General features: G+C 42.9%; 24 protein-coding genes. 1 reads left to right on the top strand and 23 read right to left on the bottom strand.

Annotated elements, in window-relative coordinates; translation table 11 throughout:
* Window positions 1-37: 37 nt before the first annotated feature.
* The 11 genes from nuoK to rnhB all read right to left on the bottom strand — a co-directional run bounded on the left by nuoK (window position 38) and on the right by rnhB (window position 7,468).
* The gene (gene nuoK, locus FTV88_RS09420; RefSeq protein ID WP_151617860.1) at window positions 38-349 is read right to left on the bottom strand and encodes an NADH-quinone oxidoreductase subunit NuoK; all 312 of its coding nucleotides are present in this window, start codon (window positions 347-349) and stop codon (window positions 38-40) included.
* A complete protein-coding gene (locus FTV88_RS09415; RefSeq protein WP_153725397.1) occupies window positions 346-855 on the bottom strand; it encodes an NADH-quinone oxidoreductase subunit J family protein in 510 nt (169 codons plus the stop codon). Before FTV88_RS09415 ends, nuoK begins: the two co-directional genes overlap by 4 nt.
* 7 nt (window positions 856-862) lie before the next feature.
* Window positions 863-1,294 carry a NuoI/complex I 23 kDa subunit family protein gene (locus FTV88_RS09410; RefSeq protein WP_153725396.1) on the bottom strand — a complete coding sequence of 144 codons (432 nt, stop codon included), beginning with the start codon at window positions 1,292-1,294 and terminating at the stop codon, window positions 863-865.
* 3 nt (window positions 1,295-1,297) lie between these two features.
* Window positions 1,298-2,380, bottom strand: a complete 1,083-nt coding sequence (nuoH, locus tag FTV88_RS09405; protein ID WP_153725395.1) for an NADH-quinone oxidoreductase subunit NuoH — start codon at window positions 2,378-2,380, stop codon at window positions 1,298-1,300.
* Window positions 2,381-2,406: 26 nt separating this feature from the next.
* Window positions 2,407-3,501: an NADH-quinone oxidoreductase subunit D gene (locus FTV88_RS09400; RefSeq protein ID WP_207707848.1), complete on the bottom strand. Its 1,095-nt coding sequence runs from the start codon at window positions 3,499-3,501 to the stop codon at window positions 2,407-2,409.
* A 26-nt stretch (window positions 3,502-3,527) separates the two neighbouring features.
* Window positions 3,528-3,986 carry an NADH-quinone oxidoreductase subunit C gene (locus tag FTV88_RS09395; RefSeq protein ID WP_243137079.1) on the bottom strand — a complete coding sequence of 153 codons (459 nt, stop codon included), beginning with the start codon at window positions 3,984-3,986 and terminating at the stop codon, window positions 3,528-3,530.
* 1 nt (window position 3,987) lies between these two features.
* Window positions 3,988-4,506 (bottom strand): NADH-quinone oxidoreductase subunit B, encoded by a 519-nt coding sequence (locus tag FTV88_RS09390; protein WP_153725393.1) that lies wholly within the window; start codon window positions 4,504-4,506, stop codon window positions 3,988-3,990.
* Window positions 4,497-4,871 carry an NADH-quinone oxidoreductase subunit A gene (locus FTV88_RS09385; protein WP_153725392.1) on the bottom strand — a complete coding sequence of 125 codons (375 nt, stop codon included), beginning with the start codon at window positions 4,869-4,871 and terminating at the stop codon, window positions 4,497-4,499. Before FTV88_RS09385 ends, FTV88_RS09390 begins: the two co-directional genes overlap by 10 nt.
* Before the next feature lie 118 nt (window positions 4,872-4,989).
* On the bottom strand, window positions 4,990-5,295 hold the full coding sequence (locus FTV88_RS09380) for an EscU/YscU/HrcU family type III secretion system export apparatus switch protein (protein WP_243137078.1): 306 nt from the start codon (window positions 5,293-5,295) through the stop codon (window positions 4,990-4,992).
* Between the two features lie 45 nt (window positions 5,296-5,340).
* Window positions 5,341-6,813, bottom strand: coding sequence for a hypothetical protein (locus FTV88_RS09375; protein WP_153725390.1), 1,473 nt, complete (start codon window positions 6,811-6,813; stop codon window positions 5,341-5,343).
* A gap of 22 nt (window positions 6,814-6,835) precedes the next feature.
* Window positions 6,836-7,468, bottom strand: a complete 633-nt coding sequence (gene rnhB, locus FTV88_RS09370; protein ID WP_243137077.1) for a ribonuclease HII — start codon at window positions 7,466-7,468, stop codon at window positions 6,836-6,838.
* A 164-nt stretch (window positions 7,469-7,632) separates the two neighbouring features.
* On the opposite strand from rnhB, the gene FTV88_RS09365 reads away from it, so the two are divergent.
* Window positions 7,633-8,628, top strand: coding sequence for a polysaccharide deacetylase family protein (locus FTV88_RS09365; RefSeq protein WP_153725389.1), 996 nt, complete (start codon window positions 7,633-7,635; stop codon window positions 8,626-8,628).
* Window positions 8,629-8,633: 5 nt separating this feature from the next.
* Here the strand turns inward: FTV88_RS09365 and ylqF are convergent, their stop codons facing one another.
* The 12 genes from ylqF to mtnA form a co-directional block, all read right to left on the bottom strand.
* The gene (ylqF, locus tag FTV88_RS09360) at window positions 8,634-9,500 is read right to left on the bottom strand and encodes a ribosome biogenesis GTPase YlqF (RefSeq protein ID WP_153725388.1); all 867 of its coding nucleotides are present in this window, start codon (window positions 9,498-9,500) and stop codon (window positions 8,634-8,636) included.
* The gene (gene lepB / locus FTV88_RS09355) at window positions 9,497-10,069 is read right to left on the bottom strand and encodes a signal peptidase I (protein WP_153725387.1); all 573 of its coding nucleotides are present in this window, start codon (window positions 10,067-10,069) and stop codon (window positions 9,497-9,499) included. Before lepB ends, ylqF begins: the two co-directional genes overlap by 4 nt.
* Before the next feature lie 82 nt (window positions 10,070-10,151).
* Window positions 10,152-10,496: a 50S ribosomal protein L19 gene (rplS, locus tag FTV88_RS09350; protein ID WP_153725386.1), complete on the bottom strand. Its 345-nt coding sequence runs from the start codon at window positions 10,494-10,496 to the stop codon at window positions 10,152-10,154.
* A 136-nt stretch (window positions 10,497-10,632) separates the two neighbouring features.
* Window positions 10,633-11,235 carry an RNA methyltransferase gene (locus tag FTV88_RS09345; protein WP_153725385.1) on the bottom strand — a complete coding sequence of 201 codons (603 nt, stop codon included), beginning with the start codon at window positions 11,233-11,235 and terminating at the stop codon, window positions 10,633-10,635.
* Window positions 11,219-12,028, bottom strand: a complete 810-nt coding sequence (trmD, locus tag FTV88_RS09340) for a tRNA (guanosine(37)-N1)-methyltransferase TrmD (protein WP_153725384.1) — start codon at window positions 12,026-12,028, stop codon at window positions 11,219-11,221. Before trmD ends, FTV88_RS09345 begins: the two co-directional genes overlap by 17 nt.
* A gap of 7 nt (window positions 12,029-12,035) precedes the next feature.
* Entirely contained in the window at window positions 12,036-12,554 is a 519-nt protein-coding gene (rimM, locus tag FTV88_RS09335) for a ribosome maturation factor RimM (RefSeq protein ID WP_153725383.1), read from the bottom strand.
* A 74-nt stretch (window positions 12,555-12,628) separates the two neighbouring features.
* Window positions 12,629-12,856, bottom strand: coding sequence for a KH domain-containing protein (locus FTV88_RS09330; RefSeq protein WP_153725382.1), 228 nt, complete (start codon window positions 12,854-12,856; stop codon window positions 12,629-12,631).
* A gap of 38 nt (window positions 12,857-12,894) precedes the next feature.
* Complete coding sequence (rpsP, locus tag FTV88_RS09325; RefSeq protein WP_153725381.1) at window positions 12,895-13,167, bottom strand: 30S ribosomal protein S16; 273 nt, start codon at window positions 13,165-13,167, stop codon at window positions 12,895-12,897.
* Between the two features lie 34 nt (window positions 13,168-13,201).
* Window positions 13,202-14,560, bottom strand: a complete 1,359-nt coding sequence (ffh, locus tag FTV88_RS09320; protein WP_153726596.1) for a signal recognition particle protein — start codon at window positions 14,558-14,560, stop codon at window positions 13,202-13,204.
* A gap of 9 nt (window positions 14,561-14,569) precedes the next feature.
* Entirely contained in the window at window positions 14,570-14,938 is a 369-nt protein-coding gene (ylxM, locus tag FTV88_RS09315) for a YlxM family DNA-binding protein (protein WP_153725380.1), read from the bottom strand.
* A gap of 193 nt (window positions 14,939-15,131) precedes the next feature.
* Window positions 15,132-16,451, bottom strand: coding sequence for an amidohydrolase (locus FTV88_RS09310; protein ID WP_368277255.1), 1,320 nt, complete (start codon window positions 16,449-16,451; stop codon window positions 15,132-15,134).
* Between the two features lie 16 nt (window positions 16,452-16,467).
* Complete coding sequence (mtnA, locus tag FTV88_RS09305; protein WP_153725379.1) at window positions 16,468-17,499, bottom strand: S-methyl-5-thioribose-1-phosphate isomerase; 1,032 nt, start codon at window positions 17,497-17,499, stop codon at window positions 16,468-16,470.
* Window positions 17,500-17,511: the final 12 nt, after the last annotated feature.

Raw genomic sequence — 17,511 nt, 5'->3', positions numbered from 1 at the left:
ACCTACCTTTACTACGAAAATCGCATCTAATAATCGCTTACAACTTAAGCCAGTTCAGTTCTTCCGCACTGGAAGTAGTGCGATCCCGGTAGATGCTAATGACGAGTGCTAAGCCAACCGCAACCTCAGCAGCAGCCACTGCAATGATAAAGATGGAAAAAACTTGTCCCTCAAAACTTCCTGGAGCTACAAACTTATTAAAAGCAATTAAATTAACATTAACAGCATTGAGCATCAACTCAATACCCATCAAAATGGCAATTAAATTACGTTTTGAGAGGGCACAAAAAAGACCTAAGCAAAAGAGGGCCGCTCCAAGGACTAAAAAGTGGGTCAATCCAATGGTCACGCTTTTTTCGCCCCCTTGGCAATGATAATAGCGCCAGCCATGGCCACTGTTAAGAGCAAGGCTGCTGCTTCAAAAGATACTGTGTAGTCTTCCAGTAGCAATTTTGCCACACCACGAACAGATATCTCATCACTCGGTGCAGTTAACCCTAGAGGGAAGGTCGTAGATAAAATTGCCCAAGCCATAGAGCCAAAAACACCTGCAGCAACAACAAAACCGACGACGGCACTTTTATTAAATGGGTTAGACTCTTTCATATTCGGTCTACGCGTTAACATAACACCGAAAGCAATTAAGATAGCCACAGCACCAGCATAGACCATAACTTGAACAGCTGCTAAATAGTCTGCATTGAGTAAAACATACAAACCAGCTACACCGACAAAAGTCAAAGCCAACAAAAGAGCGCTGTGAACGATGTTTTTGAGAACTACAACACCGATTGCTGACAAAAGAACAATAGCCGCCAAAATGTAAAAAGCAACTACGTAGATCGTCTCATTCACAGTACGTTCACCCCTTTTCCTCTGTTGTTTGACTCTTATCCTCTGCGCTTTGTTGTTTATCAAGAGCCATGCAATCAAAAATTAAAGCATCTCTCGAATAGCCGGAATACGCAAACTCTTTGGACCATTCAATGCATTTAGGCGGACAAGCTTCTATGCATAAGTTGCAGAAAAGACAAAGTCCTGTATTGTGAACATAGGTATTCAATTGACGTTTGTTATTCTCGTCTTTAACAGTTGTAAGCTTGATAGAGCCGTTGGGGCAGTTGGTCATACAAAGTCCGCAGGCAATACATTTGCTTACATTGAGTTCAAGACGACCTCCACGGAATCGTTCTCCTAGGTCTGGTTGCACTTCTGGATATTCTTCTGTCACATTTTTGCGAAACATCTCTCTCAGGGTGACAGCCATCCCTGTCAATAAACCTTTACCCAGCATCAATTACCCTCCAATCGCCATGCGGTAGGCATAGATACCGACACCGGTGACCAGGATGTTCGCCAAAGCAAGAGGCAGTAGTACTTTCCAACCGAATGCCATCAGTTGGTCAACACGAAAGCGTGGGAAAGTCCACCGGAACCACATGAAAAGGAAGATCATGAAGTAGGTTTTTGCAGCAAACCAGATCCATCCTGGAATGGCTGCTAACATCTCACCAAGAGCGCCTGGCATAGGTAGCGGTTGCCAGCCTCCCAAAAAGACTGTCGTAGCAATCGCTGATACAGCAAATAGATTTGCATATTCAGCCAAGAAAAAGAGAGACCACTTCATACCTGAGTACTCTGTCATTGGTCCCGCTACGATCTCTGACTCACCTTCTACCAAGTCAAAAGGTGTACGGTTCGTTTCTGCAGTAGCTGCAATCACATAAATCAAAAAGGCTACAGGCTGTAAGAAAACAAACCAGATTCCAGACTGTGCTTCAACAATCGATGACATTTTTAAGGAGCCAACAAGCATAACAACACCGACTAATGAAAAGACCAGTGGAATCTCATAACTAACCATCTGAGCTACAGAGCGCATTCCACCTAACAAGGAGTACTTGTTATTAGAAGCCCAACCAGCCATTAAGAATGGAATGGTTACGGTAGACGCAATGGCTAAAAAGTAAAACAAACCAATGTTCAAATCAACAGCGATGAGTCCATCGCTAAAAGGAAATACAGCATACGCTGCAAGTGTTGGTACAAAAAGAACAACAGGGGCTAAAAACCATACCCAACGATCGACACCTTTAGGTCGAATATCTTCCTTGGTTATTAACTTAATTGTATCAGCAACGGTCTGTAAAAGTCCGATGGGACCTACTCGGTTCGGTCCTGGACGCGATTGCATGTAACCAGCCACTTTACGTTCCGCCCAAACCAAAATTACGGCATTGCCAAAAATAATCCCTAGAATCACTGCAAGACCAACACCGTACATGGCTACATCGACTGCATCAGGCTGACCCAACAAAGGATCTAAAAAAGAACGTAAGGTGGCAGCGATGGTTAACAAAATATCTTGATTGTCCTTCATTTCCTCGTCTCCCCACCTTGTGGCATTTAGCAGTCCACCTCTCCCAATACAGGATCAAGAGTACCCAGAGTCGCAACTACGTCTGCTATGAAAGTACCTCTTGATAACTCATCAAGCAGTTGTAAATTGATCATGGCCGGACGCCGAGCATGCCATCTGTAAGGTTTTGGTGAACCATCACTAACGAGGTAAAAACCAAGATCTCCACGAGGGTTTTCAACATGATGATATACCTCGCCAACAGGTGGCCTTAGCATTTTTGGTACCTTTGCCATAACAGGCCCTTCAGGAATGCCTTCGAGGGCTTGTTCAATGATTCGAGCCGATTGAATAATTTCTAGATAGCGCAGATAAAAACGATCCCAGTTATCACCATCAGTACCTAAAGGCACTTCAAAATCAAAGCGATCGTAGATACCATACGGGTTCGCTTTCCGAACATCGTAGTCGACTCCAGAAGCTCGTAAAACAGCGCCGCTCGCCGACATGGCGATGGCTCTTTCAGCACTTAAAGGCGCGACGCCTTTTAAACGTAACTGAATAATCTCGTTGCCCATGATTAGTTCATCATAGGTCTTTAGCATCTCTGGCAACTCTTTTAAGAACTGACGACACTCGTCAATCCAACCATCGGGTAAATCCCAGGCCACGCCACCTACGCGAATATAATTGAAAGTCATCCGAGCACCACATAGTTTGTTAAAGAGCTCCAGAATCTTCTCACGATCGCGGAAGCCATATACCATGCCTGTCCAACCGCCCAGGTCGAGAGCGAGAACACCGATGGTGATCATATGAGATGCAATTCGGTTCAATTCTGCTGTAATAACACGAATATACTCTGCTCTTTCTGGCACTTCCAAAGCCATTAACTTCTCAATGGCCTGACAAATTGCCAAGTTGTTATTCATACCAGAAAGATAGTCCATTCGATCGGTAAAAGGAATTGACTGTACGTAGCTCCTGTTCTCACAAATCTTCTCAATACCGCGATGAAGATAGCCAATTACAGGTGTCGCTTTAACGACAATCTCTCCATCTAATTCTAATATAACCCTCAAAACACCGTGTGTAGCAGGATGCTGAGGACCCATATTCAATTCAAAGGTTTGTGTTTGCATTTGCAAAAATATTCACCTAACCTATCCTACGCTCTTGGTTGAAGCTTAAAGGTTTTTCTTAAGGGGTGGCCTTCGAACTCCTCAGGTAACAGCAACCGCGTCATATCAGGATGACCGGCAAAAGCCACTCCCATTAAATCGTAAACCTCCCGTTCCATCCAGTTTGCTCCTGGCCATACAGAAGTGACCGTAGGAACTTCAGCTTCACTTTGCGTAGTTATCGTTTTTACACGCAACTCGTATTTATTAGAGATGGAAAAAAGATGATAAACGACTTCGAATCCACTTTCGCCTCGATCAACAGCTGTAACATCGCCAAGATAGTCAAAAGAATAATTCTTCAACAATTCTTCCATAACTGCGATAAGTCTCTCCTTAGGAACAACCACTGAGAGGTTGGCACCTTCCCCAAGGAGCTGTACATCTTGTCCAAGCGATGCAAGCAGATCATCCGTTGTAATCTTTTCTAGAAGTGACATTGACATATTACTTTAACCCCACTTTCGTCGGGTTCTGTACCTTCTCTTTAAGTGCCAAGAAGCCATCAATCAAAGCTTCCGGCCGCGGTGGACAACCGGGCACATAGACATCGACAGGCAGTATTTTATCTACGCCAGGCACAACAGAATAAGAGTCAATGAAGGGACCACCGGTACATGCACAAGATCCCATGGCAATAACCCACTTAGGCTCCGCCATTTGATCGTATAAACGCACCAGCGGATCGGCCATTTTATCAGTGACCGTACCAGCTACAACAAGAACATCGGCTTGCCTTGGTGAAGGACGGAATACTTCGTAACCAAAACGCGCGATGTCAAAACGACTGGTACCACAAGCCATCATCTCAATGGCGCAGCAGGCAAGACCTGACGTAAGAGGCCAAAAAGAATTGCCTCTTGCCCAGTTAAAAACAGCATCAAGGCTCGTTAAAATAATGTTATTTTTGACGAGATCCTGGACCTGACGTTCTGAAAGAACGTCTTTGTCCTTTCCTATTTCCATTCCAAAGCTCCTTCCTTCCAGGCGTGCCAGAAACCAACAACTAGAATCGTGATAAAGATAAACATCTTAATAAATGCAGGGGTACCTAGTTCCTGGAATGTTACAGCCCAGGGAAACAAGAATATGGCTTCCACATCAAAGACAACGAAGATCAAAGCATACAAAAAGTAGCTTGTCTTAAACTGTACCCAGGTATCGCCTTTGGTTTCAACGCCACACTCGTACACATCATACTTCGCCGGCCCTTCCACTTTGGGATATCGAATCGATAGTTTCTGTAATAAAGCCGACACAGCAAGAATGACCAGTGGCATAATTAGACCAACCGCCAAAAACATACCTATGCCCAGATAGTCTTTTAACACCGCCTCCCCTCCTTTCTCTATGAACTAGCAATAGTTCCTACAGACGTATGCCCAAGGAAGCAGCTATATCCCAAAAAATATTTATTCTCTACTTTTTTATAAAACCCTTCCGAAAAGCTTATTTTTTTACTCTAAAGCCGTTATTCTTGTTTGTTCTAATTATTTCTTTTCTTTGCTCCTTATAGCTTCTTTCTAGCCCATAAATAAAAGCAAAAAGTTCTGCCATTACACCATAAAGTTCTGGTGGTATTTCATCTCCTAGCTCAAGCTTTGATAACAACTCCGTCATAGAACTATCTTCATGAATAGGAATATTCTCTTCTTGGGCCACTTGTAAAATTCTTTGAGCTACATAGTTTCTTCCTGATGCAATCACACGAGGTGCTTTTTCCTTCTCTTGTTGATACCGTAGAGCGACAGCCAAGAGTTCTTTAGGATCTTTTTTTTTCTTCCACCATCTTATGTCCTCCTAGATAAAGAGGTCAAGATCTCTTCTCTCTTTTCTCGCAGAAGGTTCTTCTAGCGGCTCTATTTCAGCAGGATTTCCAACTACCCAATCAAAAGTATGCAAAGTATAGTTCATTGCAGCGAAAGTTGCTTGCAATTGAGGCCACAGTGCTTCAGCCAATATAGCAATTTCTTTTTGTTGCACTGTTGCACGGCCATAAACAGACTGTTCTTTGATTTCTAACTCCATACATAGAGTACCGATATGCTTCATCTCTAATAAAAAAAGAAGGCGCATATTTTTGGGATTTACCAATCTTTTTCCAGCCTCTTTGTACACTTTTAATTGCGCCATGCCCTCTTGCCCTTCTGCTTGTTGAAAAGGTATAAAAAAAAGGTAGGAATCATTGTTCTGACCAGTAGATTTGTCATATAATTGTAGAATTTGTCTCCCTGCCCATAACTCTTCAAGAGCTACACCTCGCGAGAATACTTGCATCCAAGGAGAGTTTTTTCCTTTTGCTAATTCACCACCTTTTCTTTCTAATGACTCCAATTCATTCAATGTATCATTAATGAGAGAAAGCAAACGCTCTCTTCTAGAGAACAGAGCTCTCCCTTCTATAGGCTTAAGACTTTCTGGTCGAATAAATTGTGCTTCCATAATAGTAGCAATTTTTTCTTTGACTGCATTATCTTTATCATAGCTTTGCAAACACAACTGGAGCAGTCTTTTTTCCAATTTTTCCACTGAATCTTGAATAGTAAGCAACATGCTTATATTGTTTAAGCGACTCTGATCTTTATTATATACCTGATCTCCTCTGTTCTGTCTAGAAGTAATATTTACCCGTTCTTCTTGCTCTAAGAGGTAACTTTTATTCTGTTTTATTAAATCTTTTGTTTGAGCAATCCAAGTTTGAAGACTCTTAAACAATTCTTCTGAACTAAATGCTTGCTGTAATAAAAGCAAAAGATCTTTTTGAACAGGCAAACCAACTTTAATGGCAAATGCTACAATTTGCGCTGAAGCACTATTATTATAGCCTAAAAGATTCATTCCCTGCCTTACTTGACGAAAATTCTCATCTGTAAGCTCTAGTTGATACTTTGTTAATGTGTTGAAAATAAGTCTATTTTCTACCGAATTGCGCAATCCAATTTTATCTATTGAAGAAGATAGTTCTTTTCGTACGGCACTGTATAAATTGGGAGGAGCCTGTTGAGGTATTATTCTAGCGATTGCTTGATCTTTTTGATTTTTCTCGATCTCTACTGTTATAGACTGACCAGGCCATAGCTTCTGATTGGATTGAAGGGTAATTTTTTTACCTTTCAAAATCACTGAATAGATATCTGCAGATAGTTTTGCTAAGACTTCTCCATTGATTCTTGTCCCTGAAGGCCAAGGCAACTTCGATTGCGAAAAGTTCTGGTTGGGATCTTTTCTGGGATCAATAAGGCTTCGTAACAGAACTTGTAAAGAAGAATCCATACTATCCCACCTCCCATAAAACCTAAGACCGATTCAGCTTATGTAAAAAACTATGCCGGTGAATAGGTGATGGTCCTTCTTGCGCTAAAAATTTACGATGTTCAGCCGTTCCATAGCCTTTGTGCTTTTCAAAGCCATAGCCACAAAAGATTTGACCAAAACGACCCATGAGCTGATCGCGCTTTACTTTGGCTATAATGGATGCTGCTGCAATCGGCGCTGCCAATCCATCGCCCCCGATTAGAGAGCTTTGCTCTCCTTCATAGTTAGGAAGGGTCTTGTTGCCATCGACAAGCACATAGTCAGGCTTGACAGTAAGGTGAGCAATCGCTCGATTCATTGCTTTAAAAGTAGAAGGAACAATACCTTGCCCATCAATGTGTCGAGCCGATACAACGGCTAGAGACCAAGCAATCGCTTTATCCCGAATCACTTGGGCAAGCTTCTCTCTTTTTTGAGCGCTTAGCCTTTTAGAATCAGCAAGACCATCTATATGACAGTGAGGCGGTAAAATAACAGCCGCAGCAACAACAGGCCCTGCCAAAGGACCACGACCTACTTCATCAACACCAACAATGTGATGAAACCCTTGCTGCCGCAGATTATCCTCCATGACAGCCCAATTTTCTTGTAAAATTTTACTGTATTTGGTCAATTGTCATTGACCCCTTCCTTTTGTTAACATAATCATTTTCTGAAATTACCATCCCAAAAAGACCTCTATCTTCCTGCCATAGTTTTTGTTAAAGGAAGTAGACTATCAATATATTCAAAAAGCTCTTGAAGTCTACGGGTCGACAGGAAGAAGGGGAGGTATTTGTGCCTAATAATAAAGTTGGCAAAGCCATTGCCTTTATTGCATTATCACTGCTTGTTCTGTACAGTGGCTATCAGCTACTTTTAGAAAAAGCACCACTCCAAGAAATGGAGTCCCTTGATTCTTTGGAGTCTCTGGAATCCATTGATTCAATAGATTCGGAAATTCATATAATAGATTCTTCCATGGACGCTGCATCAGGGCACGCAGCTTCAGAGTCCATAGAGTCTCAACAAAATCTAAATCCCATCGAATCACTCGAAGAGCTAATGGCCTCTCCAGGAGGCTATAACAAAAAGTACGGCTGGGGTATCGTACGTTCCAAAAACGAAAAAGGTCCCCAAGTTCCTCAGTGGGAAATCGATTTATTAAAAGACTATGACGCTTTCTATATCGGAAAAAAGGATGAAAAAGCTGTAACTTTGACTTTTGACATGGGCTATGAAAAAGAAGGCGGTACACCCAAAATCCTTGACACTCTAGCGAAGCATAATATCAAAGCTACATTCTTTTTCACAGGTCATTGGGTTAAGACGCAACCAGATCTTCTAAAAAGAATTATTGAAGAAGGCCATATTGTGGGCAATCACACTTGGAAGCACCCCAGCCTCCCCGATCTAAGTGGCGATAAGATAAAAAATGAAATCATGGTACTACACAATCATATCAAAGACCATACTGGTTATGAAACAAAGTATTTGCGTCCACCAAGAGGTGAATTCAGTAGAAGAAGCTTAGAGATCTCCAAGAACCTAGGCTATCAATCTGTTTTTTGGAGCATTGCTGTCGTAGACTGGAAGCCTTCTAGTAATGAAAAGAGCATCTATCAAGGCGTGATTGATCAACTTCATCCTGGAGCCATTATTCTCTTGCATGGCAACTCAGAAGGCGTTATTAACCAACTAGAGAATATCATAGATACGATAGAAAAAAAAGGATATAAGATTGTAAGTCTTGAAGATATCAAGCCTTATGAAATGGAAATAGCACCCCAATGAGGGTGCTATACTTCGTTATTCAGAGAAAGGCTAGAGTCAAGGGTGAATTTACCGAGTTTACCAGCGCGAAAATCTTGTAATATCTGCTTAGACCCTTTTACTAAGTCAGCTTTGCCGCCAGATACTAAGAAGCCAAAGCGACGACTTATCTTGTCGAGCCACTCTTCTGTTGGAACAGTATGACTATCAAGATGATAGCGTTCTTGCAAAATGGCAGCATTTCTTTTATCAACTTCTTGCAAAGCAAAAAAGGCAATCTCTTCTATATTGGTTACTAGATCGCTAACAGCACCGGTAGAGGCTAACTTTAAGCCGACCAGTGGATCGTCGAACTTAGGCCATAAAATACCGGGCGTATCGAGCAACTCTAATTTGTCACTCACTTTAACCCATTGCTGTCCACGAGTTACACCGGGTCGATTGGCTGTTACAGTTTTTCTGGCTCCAGCAAGGCGATTGATGACCGATGATTTGCCTACATTGGGAATGCCCACTACCATGGCTCGAAAAGGTCGTGGTCTCATACCTTTTTGCTTCCACCGCTCTAAGAGCGCTTTGCAGGCACTTTCCACAGCAGGGACTATTAATTTAAAGCCCTTACCAGTAGAAGCTTCAACAGCAATGGCTTTAATATTATGCTGCGCAAAATAGTCAACAAATTCTTTCGTAGCACTACTGTTAGCCAAGTCAGCTTTGTTTAACAAAACAATTCGAGCTTTCGTACCAATGAGCTTGTCAATATCAGGATTGCGACTACTAAGAGGAATGCGTGCATCAAGCAATTCCATGACAACATCAACTTTCGCCAGATCGGCTGTAACTTGCCGACGAGCTTTGGTCATATGTCCGGGATACCATTGAATAGAACTCAACGTTCTCCCCCCAAAAGCTGAATTCGTTCAGGCGGCCAATAAATAATCACCGATTTGCCTACTAGATAGTCTGATGGGACAAAGCCCCAAAATCGACTGTCATCCGAATGATTGCGATTGTCACCGAGTACAAAAAGATGACCTTCAGACACCTTGGTAGGTCCATAATCTCTCATAATCATGGGCGGCAAGTAAGGTTCGTCCACCACTTCATCGTTAATAAGAAGTTGATTATTTCGAATCTCGATTGTCTCTCCCTCAAGAGCAACCACTCTTTTCACAAAATCGCGACTGGGATCAAGAGGATAGCGAAAGACAATAATGTCTCCTCGTTCCGGCTCGCTGAACCAAAAACTCATCTTGCTTACAATAATCCGATCATAGGGTTTAAGCGTGGGTTCCATAGAACCAGAAGGAATATAAAAAGGCTGAAAGAAAAAGTAGCGAATCAAAAAGGCTAACAAAATAGCAATCAGAATTGATTCAACAATTTCTCGAAAAGCCGATTTTTCTTTTTTCTGTTCAGTGCCATTGACAACATCTTGAGATTGTTGTTGGAGATCTTCCACGAGGCACCTCCTGAGGTGAATCCATTATTTTACACAGCCACAATAGACAAAAAGGGACTGGGTTTCCAGTCCCTTTTCACAGTTAGCGTCGATCTTTAATACGAGCTGCTTTACCAGAAAGGCCACGTAAGTAGTACAATTTCGCTCTGCGAACACGTCCGCGACGAATCACTTCAATCTTATCAAGACGAGGTGAATGGATAGGGAAGATACGCTCAACAGCCACACCGTAAGATACACGACGCACTGTAAAAGTCTCTCTCAGGCCGCCACCTTTAATCTTGATGACAACACCTTCAAAAATCTGAATCCGTTCACGGTTACCTTCGACAACTTTTACGTGTACTCGAACTGTGTCTCCAGGGCCAAATTGAGGAATGTCCTTGCGGATCTGAGCCGCTTCAATTTGACGAATAATTTCTTGCATAAATAAAGTCCCTCCTTCCAGCCCAGGTGTTCTTAACTCCCTCTATGAAGCCAGCGGACCACCCTTGTTAAGGGAGTATAGACTCCCAAAAAGACAACACTCAAATTATAGCACAATGTAAAGTCTATGGGCAAGTTTAAATTTCATACCAGCTCTCACCAAGAAGTCTATCTATAATAATGGCTGCTGCACTGCGAACAGAAAGATGATTGTAATCACCGCGCCCCCAAATAGGGTGAAGGACATAGTCCGCCGATTGCATCAATTCTTTTTCCATTCCGAAGCCTGTCCCGAAAAGCAGCAACCAGGGGCCTTCTTCGTCACAAAGCTTTCTTCTCATTTCGCCATAGCTAACGGAATTATTGTAAATCCGTGCATCTGTTGTAATTGTTTTCGGTCGGCGTCCTTCTTTTTCTTCAATATAAGCAAGTGCTTCATCCAGGTCGGCTAGGATTTGAATTCTTTCTAGCGCTTCTTTGCGATCAGGATTGTATTCGGCACCATATCCATCGACCCAATAACGCAGAATTTCAGAGACCAGACGCTGCTGTGCTAGATGAGGATGAAGAATCAGATAGCCTTCAACATCATAAGTTCTTGCTGTTCTTGAAATATCATGAAGATCAAGATTGGTCACTGACGTAGCAATGATGTCCATATTTTTATTATATACAGGATGATGTACGAGGGCGATGTATAAAGGGGCTTTCTTGATTTTCTGATCAGTCTCTCGTAACATGCTTTGTTCTGCCTCTTTTCTTTTTTCGCAAGGGAATTTCTACGGGAATCCCTACCTCTTGTAAAGCTTCTGCGAACAGTACTTGATCTTCTATATCTAAGGAACGTCCTTTTAATAAGTCTCGGCGAAATTGATAGGTTCTTTTGAAAGCTTCTTTACGGCGCCACCGTCGGATTTGTTCATGGTGACCACTTAATAAGGGTGCTGGAACTGCCATACCTTGATATACTTCCGGTCTAGTATACTGAGGATATTCTAGGAGACCATCGCTGAACGATTCTTCCTCCGCCGAAGCCTCATCGCCTAGTGCCCCCGGTAGAAAGCGGACCAGTGCATCAATCATCACCATCGTTGGTAATTCACCGCCCGTTAAGACGTAATCACCGATGGACACTTCTTCATCTACCCAAGTTTCTCGAACTCTCTCATCAATGCCTTCATAGCGACCACATAGAAAAATCAGCTCTGAGTAAGAAGCCAGTTCTCTCGCTTTTGCTTGAGAAAAAGTAGCACCCTGTGGTGTTACCATAATAATTTTTCGGCCTTCTTTTTTTTCTTTCGGCGCACCCACCAAGGTTGTTAGCGCTTCAAAAAAAGGCTCCGCTTTCATCACCATGCCGGCACCACCACCAAATGGACGATCATCAATTTGTCGATGCTTGTCTTTGGTGTAATCTCGCAGATTGTGAGGCTCAATAGAAAGCAAACCTTTCTGGCAAGCCCTCCCTACGATACTTGTACTCATGGGCCCAGCAAACATTTCAGGAAAAATAGTAAGAATATGAATTTTCATAGTCTTTTTACTCCAACAGTCCTTCTGGAAGTCTTACCACCATCGTACCTTGATCAAGATCAACTTGTAACACCACTGATTTAAGCGCGGGAAGGAGTACTTCCTTTTGACCTTCTTCCGGACGAATTACATAAACATCATTGCTACCTGTTTCGATAATTTCTGATAGAATACCGAGCACTTGGCCTTCTTCCGTAACTACAGACAATCCTTCTAATTGAAAATGATAATAGGTGTCTTCTTCTTGCGCTGGTACTTCTTCGACAGGAATGGTCAGGTAGGCACCTTTCAGCTTTTCTGCATCATTCATATCCATAATTTCTTGAAAGTTAAGCACAACCATTTTTTTGTGCTCTGATGAAGCTGTAATCGTTAAAACTTCTGGTAGATGAGCAATTTTATTTTCTAGATAAACTTTTTTAATTTTTTTAAAACGTTCTATAGAGTCTGTCAAAGGCCAAACTCGCACTTGTCCTTTGATACCTTGTGTGTTTACGATTTGTCCCACACGAACATTTTTTCTCACCTTATTGCCTCCTAACGAAGAAAGAGGGAGCACAACGCCCCCTCTTTCCCCAGGATCATCTATGTCAGATTAACCTAAATGATCTCGACGGTAACTCGCCGCCCATCTTTGGCAGCTGCTGCCTTGACCATCGTACGAATGGCTTTGGCAATCTTGCCTTGCTTACCAATTACTTTGCCCATATCTTCAGGGGCCACTCGTAATTCTAGCAAAACTTCTTTTTCCGTCTCTTTTTGTGTAACTTGCACCGCTTCTGGTTGATCAACCAGTGCTTTTGCTAATAGTTCCACCAATTCTTTCATTGCCGTTACCTCCTAGGGGGTAACTTACGCAGAGCCACTTAGCCTTGCGCTTTGCTTTCGGTCCACTTTTGAATCACACCAGCTTTGGTGAGCAGAGCCCGCACTGTATCAGATGGTTGTGCACCATTTTGCAGCCATTTGATTGCTTTTTCTTCATCGATAGAAATTTCTGCAGGTTCTTTGATTGGGTTATAGTAACCAATCTCTTCAATAAAACGCCCATCACGAGGAGATCTCGAATCGGCGACAACAACACGGTAAAAAGGCTTTTTCTTCATACCCATGCGCTTTAGACGAATCCGTGTAGCCAAGAATATCACCTCCTTCAACGACTTTTTTAGATTTTTACTTGAAAAAGGGCATCTTAAACATGCCTTTGGCTTTGTTTTTCCCTTTTTTGCCACCGCCACGCATATCTGTAAATTGCTTCATTAGTTTGCGACTTTGCTCAAACGTTTTCAGCAAATTGTTGACTTGTTGAACGGATGTGCCGGAACCACGAGCAATGCGACGTTTGCGACTGTCTTTGATCAACTGAGGATTTTGCCGTTCCTCCGGTGTCATCGATAGAATAATAGCTTCTACGTGCTTCATCTCTTTATCATCAACTTGCACGTCTTTCAAAGCTTTCATGTTCCCCATGCCCGGTAACATCCCTAGCAATTGATCAATAGGCCCCATTTTTTTCATTTGTTGCATCTGCACAAGAAAGTCTTCAAAGTTAAACTCTGCTTTGCGCAGTTTTTGCTCCATATCGCGGGCCATCTGACTATCGATTGACGACTGTGCTTTCTCAATCAGCGTTAAGACGTCACCCATCCCTAAGATCCGCGAAGCCATACGATCAGGATGGAATGGTTCAAGAGCCTCTGCTTTTTCACCTAGACCGACAAATTTAATGGGGCAACCTGTTACGGCTTTAACGGAAAGGGCGGCACCACCGCGAGCATCACCATCGAGCTTCGTTAGTACGACGCCATCAAGCCCCAGTTGTCCATGAAAAGCTTCTGCTACGTTGACAGCATCTTGACCGGTCATAGCATCAACGACAAGTAAAATCTCATGGGGTTTAACAACTTTCTTGATCTCTTTCAGCTCATCCATCAATTCTTCATTAATATGAAGACGACCGGCTGTATCAAGCAAGAGCGTATCTCGACCGGTAGCCACCGCATTTTCCATGGCACCACGAGCAATATCTACAGGACTAACGCCTGTCCCCATAGAGAAAACAGGAATATCAAGCTGATTTCCCAGTACTTGCAATTGCTTAACCGCAGCAGGGCGGTAGACGTCACAGGCAGCCATCAGAGGACGACGACCTTGCTTGCGTAAGTAAAGGGCCAATTTCGATACAGAAGTGGTCTTACCAGCACCTTGCAAACCAACAAGCATAATTACGGTTGGTGGTTTTTGAGATTGACTGATCTTCGATGAAGTACCGCCCATCAAAGCAACCAGTTCTTCATGAACGACTTTGACAACTTGCTGTCCAGGCGTCAAGCTATCCAGTACTTCTTGGCCAATGGCTCGTTCTTTTACTTTGGCTACAAAGTCTTTGACAACTTTTAAGTTTACGTCCGCCGCCAGCAGAGCCATCCGGACTTCTCGCATCGCTTCTGCTACATCGGCTTCTGAAACTTTTCCTTTGCCTCGTAACTTCTTAAAAGTGCTTTGTAACTTCTCAGCAAGACTTTCAAACATTGCCATTGCTTACTCCCTCCCCTCTTCGATTGCTTTGGAAAAGGACTGAACAAGATCTTCCATCTTGCTCCAATCTCTTTGTCTCAATGTATCTTCCATATCTTTTACCATATCTATTAACTTGGCTCGCTCCTGTTGCCAGCGATTGACAAGTCCAAGCTTTTCTTCATAACCTTCTAGTAATTTTTCAGCTCTTTTCAGCAAATCAAAAATAGCTTGTCGAGACACAGAAAAGTCCGCAGCAATCTCTCCGAGTGAAAGATTGTCTTCATAATATAAAGAAAGCACTTGCCTTTGCCGCTCTGTTAAAAGCTGACCATAAAAATCAATCAGCAAGTTCATTCGATTAAATTTATCTAAAGAAGACTCTTCTACCATCCTACTCCCTCGACTGTCAAGCTTTATACCTTGACACCTTTTTGCAACGTTATGATTTTACTATGTTCCAACAGTACTGTCAAGGCTTTTTCCTTCACAAGTAAGCAAGCTTATAAGAAAAGCCAGAGACCTTTTCATACTCTGGCTTGTAAATGTTGATAACTCTTTAATGATAGAAAAAAAATTCTTCCATCTACTCTTTTGCTGTTAAAAGAAGAGCTGCCTTTTGGGCTTCCGCCATAACCTCTTCTTCGTCTATGGTAGTGAGCTTTCCTGCTCGAAGAAGTACTTTGCCATCCACAATGACTGTATGAACATCGGAGCCTTTTGCTGAATAAACCACATGAGCCACAGGATCGTGAACAGGATAGAGATGAGGTTGTTTCATATTGATTAGAATCAGATCGGCTTTTTTTCCAACTTCTAACGTTCCAATCTCATCATCCCAACCTAAGGCTTTCGCACCACCAATGGTAGCCATTTCTAAAGCGCTATAGGCAGGCAAGGCCGTCGGATCGAGCCTGTGCACTTTCTGAAGAAAAGCAGCTTGGCGCATCTCTTCAATTAAATCAAGGTTGTTATTGCTCGCTGCACCATCTGTACCAAGAGAGACAATGGCCTTTTTTTGGCGTAGACTTTCTATCGGTGCAATGCCAGAGGCAAGCTTCATATTGCTTTCCGGATTATGAGCAATGCCGACTTTTTTCTCAACCAGTATGTTTTCTTCCTCTTCCGTCAGATGAACACAATGAGCCGCTAGTACAGGTCTTTCGAAAAGCCCCAGTGTATGCATCAACTCAATGGGCCTCTGTCCATGGGCTTTTTCGATATCTTGTACTTCCGTCATTGTTTCAGCGAGATGGATATGCAAGCCTGTACCAAGACGATCAGAAAGAGACATTACTTTTTTTAGATAGTCTGGTGGACAAGTATAAGGAGCATGGGGACCGAGCCAGACTCGAATTCGTCCTTCAGCGCCTTTGTTCCAGCTTTTGTAGAAGTCTTCTGACTCTGCTAGAGCAACCTCAGCATTGGGGCCAAAACCAATCATACCGCGACTTAAATGCCCTCTCATACCACTATTCGAGACTGCTTTGGCCACTTGGTCCATAAAAAAGTACATATCCGCAAAAACTGTAACGCCAGCTTTGATCATCTCAGCAATGGCTAGCATGGTACCCCAGTAGACATGCTCTGCCGTTAATTTTCTTTCTGCTGGCCAGATGGCTTCATTGAGCCACTGCATCAAAGGGAGATCGTCAGCGTAACTGCGAAAAAGTGTCATCGCAGCATGGGTATGCGCGTTGACCAGACCTGGCAAGAGAACTTTATCTTGACCATCTATCACTTCAAGGTCTTCTTGTTCTAGCGCGAAGGAGGGCTCTTCATCCAAGCGATAAAGAGCAGAAATTCTTCCATTTTCTATATAAAGATGACCTTGAAAAATATCTTCTTTCGCTGTCATCGGGATGATGGTGCTATTCTTAATGAAGATTTTGCTCAATATTTTCACCTCCAAAAGAAGCCTACTACTTCATATGCTTTTGCAAATTCTCAAGATAAGGTGCTTGGATAATACCTCGATCGGTAATAAAGGCGGTCACGTACTGATGAGGTGTAACGTCAAAAGAGGGGTTGTAGACAGGCACTTCAAGAGGTGCCGTTGTCGTACCACCTAAAGTACGTACCTCTTCTGAATCTCTTTCTTCGATGGGAATTTCATCACCGCTTTGTAAAGACAAGTCAAAAGTAGATACAGGTGCAGCGACGTAAAAAGGGATACCATGTGCTTTGGCCAACAAAGCCAGACCATAGGTACCAATTTTATTGGCCACATCCCCATTGGCTGTAATTCGGTCAGCACCTACAATGACCAGATCGACAAGTTTTTGCTTCATTACATAAGCAGCCATAGAGTCCGTAATCAAAGTAACAGGAATGCCATCTTTCATCAACTCCCAGGCTGTTAAGCGAGCACCTTGCAAAAGCGGCCTTGTCTCGTCAGCAAAAACAGAGATTTCTTTGCCTGCTTGATGGGCTGCTCGAATTACACCGAGGGCAGTGCCGAAGCCACCTGTTGCCAAAGCACCAGCGTTACAGTGGGTAAGTACACCAGCACTTTCTGGGATCAGCGTCTGGCCATAAGCACCCATTTGTTCATTCATCGCTTTGTCTTCAGCTAAAAGAGCTTGTGCTTCTGCAAGAATGGCTTGCTGTCGATCTTCAATGGAACTTCCTCTTGTACTTTCTAGAAAAGCCTTCATACGAGTAAGAGCCCAGAACAGATTCACAGCGGTAGGACGCGTTTTTGCCAAGTCATCAATGGCTTGATTGACTTCTCTTTCGAATTCTTCTGCTGAATCGCCTTGATAATTCAAGGCAGCGAGAGCAACACCAAAAGCAGCTGCAGCACCGATAGCTGGGGCTCCTCGAACTTGCAAAATCTTAATGGCTCTAGCAACGACATAGTGATCCCAGCACTCAATATATTCTTCAACAAGGGGAAGTTTGGTCTGATCTAAAAGTAAGAGATGATCTTCTTGCCAGCGAATCGCATCCAAAAGCTAAAACTT

Origin of the sequence: Heliorestis convoluta, assembly GCF_009649955.1 — a bacterium.
GTDB lineage: Bacteria > Bacillota > Desulfitobacteriia > Heliobacteriales > Heliobacteriaceae > Heliorestis > Heliorestis convoluta.
This window is presented reverse-complemented; position numbering and strand designations above follow the sequence as displayed.